The following is an 8,360-nucleotide window of genomic DNA, read 5'->3' on the forward strand; positions in this document are numbered from 1 at the left end:
CGAACAGCGGGTGCGGGTCGCGCCCCTCGGTGTCGCCCTCGGTCAGATAGTGGGCCAGAGGCGCCCAGGGCGTGCCGGCGATGTCGGGATTGTTCTCGAGATACCAGGCCTGGTCGAACAGGGCGCGGGGATTGGCCGCCGGATCCGGACCGGCGCGCACATAGGCGACAAGACCGAGCGCCGCGCCGCCCTGGCGCCCCAGGCCGGTCTTGACCCGCATGTCCCAGAGGCCCGAGCGCAGCAGCAACAGCACCCGGCCCGGCCACTTGGCCCGGGCCAGCAGCCGGTCGAGGCGACGCTCCACCCCGCCGCGCTCACGGTCCCAGTCGCGCCGCCCGGCGGCCTCGCAGAAGCGCCGCCAGCGGTCCTCCGCCACGGCCCGGCGGACCATGTGCAGCTCGCGGCGACGGGAGAGCAGGCTCGCGATGGTCCTTGGCTCGACCGACGGTGACTCTTGGGGGGCGGCGTCTGACACGATGCTCAGTCTATCAGGGATCAGCGACGGGCCAGCAGGCCGTCGAGGGCCTCGGCCATTTGGATCTCGCGCTCCTGGGTCTTGAACGCATGCAGGCGGCGGGCGTCGGCCAGGTCGGAACGGGTCTGGTCGAGATCGCGGGTGACGGGTGAGACCAGGGATCCGATGCGCTGGCGCAGGACCTCGAGGCGTTTGGCGGCGGCCTCCAGGGGCTTGGCGGAGGGCGGGGGCCCCGACGCGGCGGCCTTGAACCAGTCGAACACGGCCTGCGCGTCGGCGCCCCATTCGGCGATGGCGGCCAGGTCGCCGGTTCCGGCGTTGTGGCGCAGCTCGGGGCTCAGGAAGGCGTCGATCTCGCGCGCGGCGTTCGCGGAAAGGTCGGGCAGAGGCGCGCCATGGGCGGCTTCGATCCTGCCGGTCTCGGCCCGCCAGTCGGCCAGCAGGGCGTCATAGTCGACGAAGGCCCGGGGCAGGCCCCGGCTGCCGGCCTCGGCCGCCAGCATGTAGGCGGTCCAGAGCAGCACGGACTTGGCGATGGGAAAGCCGTCGCGCCGGGCCAGGGATCCGGCCACCGCCAGGGGATGGCGCACGGGAATCACCACCCGCAGTTCGAAACCGGCGGCTTCCAGGACCGGACGCCACAGCGGCATCAGGACCGAGACCCGGGGGTCCTTCAACAGCGGGATCGCCGCCTCGGCGTATTCCTCGGCGAACAGGGCGCCGGCGCGGGCGCGCCAGTCGGTCTCGTCCGGTTCAGCCAGGCTGACATAGGGATGGCTGAAGGGGTCGTCCCAGGCGCCGCCGCCGGCCCGCAGCCGCGCGTCGTTGAACACCGCGATCCGCCAGGGCTCGAAATAGCCCTTCTCGTTGTGCGCATCGCCGGCCATCACCTGGCCGGGCAGATTGGCCCCCGCCAAGGCCAGGAGCTGGGTCGCCGCCGAGGTGCCGGACCGGTGCATGCCCAGGACCAGATAGGCCGGTCGGCGCGAGGGCGGACCGGAATGGGCCTTGGTGCGGGTCATATCTTCCTGAACGCGCGGAAAGTCGTGTCTTCGCTGTAGGGGCGCGCGCGGCGTCCGACAAGGGCCGGCGTGGTTGATCCCCTCCCGCTTCTGTTGCACTAACCACGGGCGCCGCACAGGAAATCGCGAATGGCCGACGAGGCCTCCCTCGATCACGTCTACAGGATCCTCTCCACGGCCTTCGACGCGACCTTCTATCGGCTGGTCTATCCCGACATCGCTCAGGCGGGGATAGAGCCCCTGCGCCACTATGCCGACGCGGGCTGGCGGGAGGGGCGCGACCCCACCGCCTGGTTCAGCACCCGCGCCTATCGCGACGCCAATCCCGACCTCGGCGAGGTCGATCCCTTTCATCACTATCTGACCGCCGGCTGGCGCGAGGGGCGCTCACCCGAGCCGTCCGTCCATGGCGCGCCCTATCTGTGGCGCCAGGCCGACGCGGGCCACGCCACCGACTGGGGATTTGATCGCCCGAGAACCCGGCCGCCGTCGCCGCCCCGGCCGCCGGTTCCCGGCCCGGGCCCCGATGCGGCCCGCGCCCTGGTCGAGCCGGAGTTCGACACCGACTTCTACCTCTGGGCCAATCGGGACATCGCCGAACTGGGCATCGAGCCCCTGAACCATTTCCTCCACACCGGCTGGCGGGAAGGCCGCGATCCACGCCGGGACTTCTCGGTCTCGGACTATCTGGAGCTCAATCCGGATGTCGCAGCGGTGGGCATGAATCCCTTCGTCCACTGGCTGCTCGCCGGTCGGGCCGAGGGCCGCGTCGCCGGCTATGACCTGGGCTTCCGCTATCAGGTGCTGCAGCGGCTGGAGCCCATGGCCGATCGCCTGGCCCTGGCGGCCGAGCGCGCCGCCAAGGTGCGGACGAAGCCGGCGAACATTCTGGTCGAGGCCCTGGCGGGGCGCCGCTCGGCGGCCGGCGACCTGCACATCACCTTCAGCCACGACGACTACACCACCAATGTCGGCGGGGTGCAGCTGTGCATCCAGCGCGAGGCCGCCGCCATGGCCGCGCTGGGCCGCGACCACCTGCATCTGCATCCGCCCAGCCATTGGCCGATCGTGCGGGGGTCGGGGGACGTCGCCGCGCTGGGGGTGGTCTGGAACGGCAAGCCGATCGGCGCCTTCCCGGCCGTCGACCTCATCGCGGCGCTGAAGCCTGGCCCGGCCAAGGCGCGGCGCGGCTTCGCCATCCACAATCTGCTCGGCCACGCGCCGGACGAGGTGATCGCCATATTGGGCGCCGCGGGCATGGGGGCGGGCCACATCTGGCTGCACGACTTCACCAGCCTCTGCGCCGGCTATCACCTGATGCGCAACGAGGTCGCCGATTGCGGGGCGCCGCCGCCGGACAGCCCGGCCTGCGGCCTGTGCGTCTATGGCCCCTATCGCGCCGCCCAGGTCGCGGCCCACGCCAGGCTGTTCGAGGCGCTGGACCTGACGGTGGTCGCGCCGTCGCGCTCGACCTATGAGCTCTGGCGCGCGCGGACCACGGCCCCGGCGGACCAGCCCCATCTGATCGCCCCCCTCGCCCGGCTGGTCCCGCGCGAGGCGACGGCGACACCGGCGCGCCAAGGGCCTCTGCGGGTGGCCTTCCTGGGCATGCCCTCGCCGCACAAGGGCTGGCCGGCCTTCCGCGATCTCGCGGAACGCTTCGAGGACGACCCGCGCTACGAATTCCTCCATCTGGCCTCGGCCCCGGTGAAGGGGATCCGCTTCGCCTTCCACAAGGTGGCGGTGACCGCCAAGCGCCCGAGGGCGATGCTGGACGCGCTGGAGACCCTGGGGATCGATGTGGCGATCCTGTGGTCCCTGTGCCGCGAGACGTTCTCCTTCACCGTCCATGAGGTGGCCGCCGCCGGCGTCGCCATACTGACCCGCCCCGACAGCGGCAATATCGCCGCCTTCACCGACGAGGGCGGCCACGGCCGGGTGCTGTCGGGCGAGGACGAGCTGTTCGGCCTGTTCGAGCGCGGCGAGGTGCTCGCCCTGTCCCGCGCGATCCGCCAGCCGGCCCATTTCGACCTGGCCTATAGCGCGCTCACCGTCGATCTGCTGGAGGGCGCATGAAGGTCCTCTGCTTTTCCAGCTTCACCTTCTCCTATCTGAACCGCGCCCGGGTGCTCTATCAGACCCTGCGCAAGTTCCACCCCGACTGGGAGCTGGCGGCCCTGATCACCGACCGGCCGCCGCTCGGCTTCCATTTCGACGCCGCGCGCGAGCCCTTCGACCGGGTGGTCTGGGCCGAGGACCTGGGGATCGAGGCCTTCCCCGGCTGGCTGTTCAAGCATGACGTGGTCGAGGCCTGCACGGCGGTGAAGGGGCCCTTCCTTCACCAGGCCTGCGCCTCGGGCGCCGACATCGTCATCTACCTTGATCCGGACACCGCCCTGTTCGCGCCGCTCGACCCACTGATCGAGCGGCTGCGGACCGCCGAGATCGCGCTCACGCCGCACCTGCTCGATCCCAACACCGACCGCGCCGCCATCCTCGATCACGACCTGTCGGCGTCACGTACGGGCATCTTCAATCTGGGCTTCGTGGCCGTCCGCGCGACGGGGGAGGGCGCCCGCTTCGCGGCCTGGTGGAACGACCGTCTCCTCGACTACTGCTATGACGACATCCCGATGGGCCTGTTCGTCGACCAGCGCTGGTGCGATCACGTCCCGGCCCTGTTCAGCCATGTCGACATCATCCGCGACCCGGGCTTCAACGTCGCCAGCTGGAACCTCAGCCAGCGCCGGCTGGCCATCGACGGCCAGGGCGCGATCCTGGTCAATGGGTCGCCCTTGCGGTTCTGGCACTTCACCAAGCTGGGGCCGACCGGCGACGTGATGACCAAACGCTATGCCGGCGACAACTACCCGGTCTACGAGATCTGGCGCTGGTACAAGGACCAGGTGACGGCGGCGACCGATCCCTCGATCCCGACCCGCTACTGGGCCTATGACCAATTCTCAGACGGCACGCCCATCGCCCGGGCCCACCGGCTGGTCTATCGCGAGCGTCCGGATCTGCAGGCGGCCTTCCCCGACCCGTTCGACGCCCGGCCGGGCGGCTTCCGGTCCTGGCTCGCCCGCGAGGGACTGATCGATGGCGAGGTCGGTTGACGCCATGACCGCTGCGGACGACACCGAAGCTTCAGAACCACAGGGGTCGGCCAGAACCGTGACCGCGCGCGCCTTGAACAGCTGGCCCCAGTCGATCATCGACAAGATCGAGACCCTGTCCGCGCGCCAGGACGCCCTGCGCGCGGAGACCCAGCTCGCCCAGACCCGCGAGGCCCTGACCCGTTCCCGGCTGGGCGAGGCCCTGATCGTGGCCCTGGTCGCCCGCGCCAAGGCCGAGGCCGAGGCCCGGAGCGTCGCCGGCCGCGCCTATCGCGCCACCGGCCTCGCCCGCGCGACGCCGGATCGCCGCAATCGCTTGCGCCGGCTCGTGGAACGGCTGCAGGACCGGCGCGGCCCCAAGGGCCAGGCGACGATCCTGGCGGCTTCGGGACTCTGGGCCGGCGCGGGGGGCGCGTCCGACCTCGCCGACATGGAGGCCTATGCCGCCCGTGGCGCCGATCCGGCGGCCCAGCCGCCGGCGTTCTTCGATCAGGCCTGGTATCTTGACCGCTATCCGGATGTGGCGGCGAGCGGCCAGTCGCCGCTGGTTCACTATCTGCTGCGCGGCGGCCTGGAGGGGCGGGTCCCGCATCCGCTGTTCGACCACGGGCCCTATCTGGGCCAGCATGCGCCGGAGATGGGCGCCCTGGGCCTGACCGCCCTGGAGCATTTCATTCGGCTGGGCGGACCCCGGGGCGCGGCGATTCACCCGCTCTTTCAGCTCGATCACTATCTGATCCAGGCGCCGGAGCTGTTCGAAACCGGGGAAATTCCATTTCTCCACTATCTGCGCGAAGGCGCGGCGCGCGGACTGAACCCGCACCCGCTGTTCCTGACCGACTATTACTGCGCCCAGGCCGGGCTTGAGCCGGGCGACGAACCCTTGCTGCACTATCTCACCCAGGGCTCGGCGGCGGGCCTCAGGCCGCATCCGCTGTTCGACCCGGCCTGGTATCGAGACGCCTATCCCGATGTCCCGGCAGCCGGGCTGGACCCCCTGGTCCATTTCGTCCTTGATCGCGGCGAGGGCGGATTTTCGCCGGGACCCTGGCTGGACGCGAGAACCTATTTCGCCCGGCGGGGATCGGACAGGCTGCCCGGCCTCGACGCCCTGAGCGACTATCTGCAGGGCGGCGCCTGGACCGTCGGCGAGCCTTCGCCCGGCTTCCAGGCCGCAGCCTATCTGGCCGCTCACCCGGAGTTGGCGACGGAGGGCCTGACCCCGCTGGAGCGCTGGGCGCGGCTCGGCGTCGCCAGCTAGACCCCCAGGGCGGCCAGCTGGTCGCGGACCTGGGCGTAGTAGTCCGGTCCATAGTGAAAGGGGCTCAAGCCCCAGCGATGGCGCACATCGCCTTGCACGCGCTCCGGCGCGGCGCGCACCACGGCGGGCGCCAAGCTGTCTTCGAAGGCTCGCTGGTAGCGATCCAGCAGGGCGTTGTGGGCGGTGATCGACGCGTTCCGACCGGGCAGAAGCTCGATCTCGGGATCGAAGGCGCGAGTGGCCCCGTCGGCGTCCAGATAGGTTCGGGCCCAGCTGGAGGCGTGCAGGATCAGCCGGGCGTCGCCCAGCGGGGTGGCGCGCAGCAGCATGGCCAGCTCACCCAGGGCGTCGCGCCACATCAGATCGCAGGCGGCCGACAGCCGTGGCACGATCCGGCGGTCCTCGAACGCCTGCTGGCGGATGTAACCGCTTGTTTCGAGTTCCCAGCTATGTGTCACGACGGTCTTCGGGGTTCGGATCAGATCGAAGCGTTCATCGATGAAATCAAAGATGATGTGGGTGGGGCGATGGGCCACGAGCTCGGCGAGCGCCTGCTTCCTCAGGTCGGCGACGACGGCGGCGTGGGGGCGGGGGCGCAGCCCCGCCGGCGGCGTCCGCCGCACCTTCAGGCCCGGCGCGGCTGTCGCCAGAAGACTCGGTAAGCTGGTGCGGCAAACGTACAACAGGTCTGGCGGCGCCTCGCCCAGGTTTGGCCACAAGTCCCGCGTTATGCAGCTGCCGATTATAGCTATTCGCGACACGGCGCCTCCCCATGCATGTTCAGGTCAGCGGACGACGCCCCACCGGCGATCGGTCCCATCCCTATCATCGCCCCCCTGCCGCGCGCCAGCCGGCCCCGCGTCGCGCCGCCCATATGCAGGATTGACATCTGTGCCCCCCCCGATCATCAGTCGCGACCCGTTGGCGCCCCACCGGTTCGAGGCGCTTGCCGAAGTTGCTGTCGACCTTAACCGCTCGAGTCGCCGGAGGACGCCAGACGCGCCGTCGGCGGACCAATACGGATCGATCCCGCGCACATGAAAATCTTCAATCCGCTGGCTGATCTGCCTGCCAATCCGCTTACCCTCGCGATCAAGGAAGGCTACACGCCCCTGCTGTTCGCGGCGGCGTTCAGTTTCGTGTCGAACATCCTCTACTTGGCCCTGCCGCTCTATACTTTCCAGATATACGGTCGGGTGATGACCAGTGGCAGCGTCGCCACGCTGTTCGTCCTGACCCTTGGGGTGATGGGGGCGTTCATCCTGTCCTCGGTGGTGGACGACTATCGCGCCCGGGTGCTGATCAACTATGGCGTGGTGCTCGACCAGCGGGTGTCCGGGCACATCTTCACCGCCCTGTTCGAGAGCGCCGCCCGTGGGAATCCCGCCGCCCAGGCGCAGGTCCTGCGCGACCTCGACACCTTCCGCCAGATGCTGACGGGGATCACCTTCTCGGTGATCTTCGATCTGCCCTGGATGCCGCTCTTCATGATCGTGCTGTTCCTGATCGACCCGACGGTCGGCATGGTCACCCTGGTCGGCGCCGCGGTGCTGTTCGGCATCACCGTGCTGCAGGACAAGGCCACCGCCGCGCCGCTGCGCGAAGCCAATGTCGCGGCCCTGCGCAGCTACGCCTTCACCGACGCCGGCCTGCGCAACAGCGAGATCGTCCGGGCCCTGGGCATGACCGGCGCGCTCGGCCGCCGCTGGGCGGAGTTCCGCGCCACCGCCATGGAGCGGGGGGCGATCGCCAGCGAGCGCTCCAGCGTCCTGGGCAATATCAGCAAGTTCGCGCGCATGGCCATCCAGGTGCTGATCATCGCGATCGGGGCCTATCTGGTGGTGAAGGGCAAGATCCACTCCGGCCTGCTGTTCGCCAACATGATCCTGGCCGCCCGCGCCCTGCAGCCGATCGACCGGCTGGTGGGCACCTGGGATCCGCTGATGAAGGGCACCCAGGCCTTCGACCGCCTGATGGAAGCCCTCAAGGACTACAAGCCGCCGGTTCCCGGCACCAAGCTGCCGACCCCGATCGGCCGCCTGACCTGCGAGGCCATGGCCTATGCCCCCCCAGGCGCGGGGCGCTTCGTGCTGCAACAGATCAATTTCGTGGTCGAGCCCGGCCAGATGCTGGGCGTCGTGGGCCCGTCGGGGGCCGGCAAGTCCACCCTGGCGCGCCTGTTGGTCGGCATCTGGAAGCCCAGCCAGGGCGCCGTGCGCCTGGACGGCGCCGACGTCTTCTCCTGGGACCGTGACGATTTCGGCCGCCATGTGGGCTATCTGCCCCAGGACACCGAGCTGTTCGCGGGCAGCCTGCGCGACAACATCGCCCGTTTCCGCCCCGACGTGGAGGACGAGGCCGTGGTCTGGGCCGCTCAGGCGGCCGGGGTGCACCAGCTGATCCTGAAACTGCCCCAGGGCTACGACACCAAGCTGGACGAGGCGGGCCACATCCTGTCGGCCGGCCAACGCCAGCGGGTGGGCCTG

7 protein-coding genes are annotated in these 8,360 nt (G+C 70.1%); 4 read left to right on the plus strand and 3 right to left on the minus strand.

Features of this window, described 5'->3' with window-relative positions; translation table 11 throughout:
* Together Q7P21_RS17190 and Q7P21_RS17195 are read right to left on the minus strand one after the other, a co-directional pair.
* Window positions 1–391, minus strand: a 391-nt coding sequence (locus Q7P21_RS17190) for a hypothetical protein (protein WP_304178073.1), incomplete at its 3' end; no start/stop codon positions are given.
* Between the two features lie 104 nt (window positions 392–495).
* Window positions 496–1,497, minus strand: a complete 1,002-nt coding sequence (locus Q7P21_RS17195) for a sulfotransferase family protein (RefSeq protein ID WP_304165611.1) — start codon at window positions 1,495–1,497, stop codon at window positions 496–498.
* Window positions 1,498–1,626: 129 nt separating this feature from the next.
* On the opposite strand from Q7P21_RS17195, the gene Q7P21_RS17200 reads away from it, so the two are divergent.
* The 3 genes from Q7P21_RS17200 to Q7P21_RS17210 are packed head-to-tail and all read left to right on the plus strand — an operon-like array spanning window position 1,627 to window position 5,874.
* Window positions 1,627–3,573 (plus strand): hypothetical protein, encoded by a 1,947-nt coding sequence (locus Q7P21_RS17200; protein ID WP_304178074.1) that lies wholly within the window; start codon window positions 1,627–1,629, stop codon window positions 3,571–3,573.
* On the plus strand, window positions 3,570–4,613 hold the full coding sequence (locus tag Q7P21_RS17205; RefSeq protein WP_304178076.1) for a hypothetical protein: 1,044 nt from the start codon (window positions 3,570–3,572) through the stop codon (window positions 4,611–4,613). The genes Q7P21_RS17200 and Q7P21_RS17205 overlap by 4 nt, the downstream gene beginning before the upstream one ends.
* Before the next feature lie 58 nt (window positions 4,614–4,671).
* Window positions 4,672–5,874, plus strand: a complete 1,203-nt coding sequence (locus Q7P21_RS17210; protein ID WP_304165606.1) for a hypothetical protein — start codon at window positions 4,672–4,674, stop codon at window positions 5,872–5,874.
* On the opposite strand, the gene Q7P21_RS17215 is transcribed toward Q7P21_RS17210, so the two are convergent.
* Window positions 5,871–6,635, minus strand: coding sequence for a DUF6270 domain-containing protein (locus Q7P21_RS17215; RefSeq protein WP_304178077.1), 765 nt, complete (start codon window positions 6,633–6,635; stop codon window positions 5,871–5,873). The genes Q7P21_RS17210 and Q7P21_RS17215 overlap by 4 nt on opposite strands.
* Before the next feature lie 276 nt (window positions 6,636–6,911).
* Between Q7P21_RS17215 and Q7P21_RS17220 the strand changes: the two genes are divergently transcribed.
* Window positions 6,912–8,360, plus strand: a 1,449-nt coding sequence (locus tag Q7P21_RS17220; RefSeq protein WP_304178079.1) for a type I secretion system permease/ATPase, incomplete at its 3' end; no start/stop codon positions are given.

Origin of the sequence: Phenylobacterium aquaticum (genome assembly GCF_947378715.1) — a bacterium.
In the GTDB taxonomy this organism is placed as follows: Bacteria; Pseudomonadota; Alphaproteobacteria; order Caulobacterales; family Caulobacteraceae; genus Phenylobacterium; species Phenylobacterium aquaticum_A.

Bases quoted from the DNA above. Each gene is read 5' to 3' on its own strand.
- Q7P21_RS17195 (WP_304165611.1), bottom strand. From the start codon at position 1,497: ATGACCCGCACCAAGGCCCATTCCGGTCCGCCCTCGCGCCGACCGGCC.
- Q7P21_RS17200 (WP_304178074.1), top strand. From the start codon at position 1,627: ATGGCCGACGAGGCCTCCCTCGATCACGTCTACAGGATCCTCTCCACG.
- Q7P21_RS17205 (WP_304178076.1), top strand. From the start codon at position 3,570: ATGAAGGTCCTCTGCTTTTCCAGCTTCACCTTCTCCTATCTGAACCGC.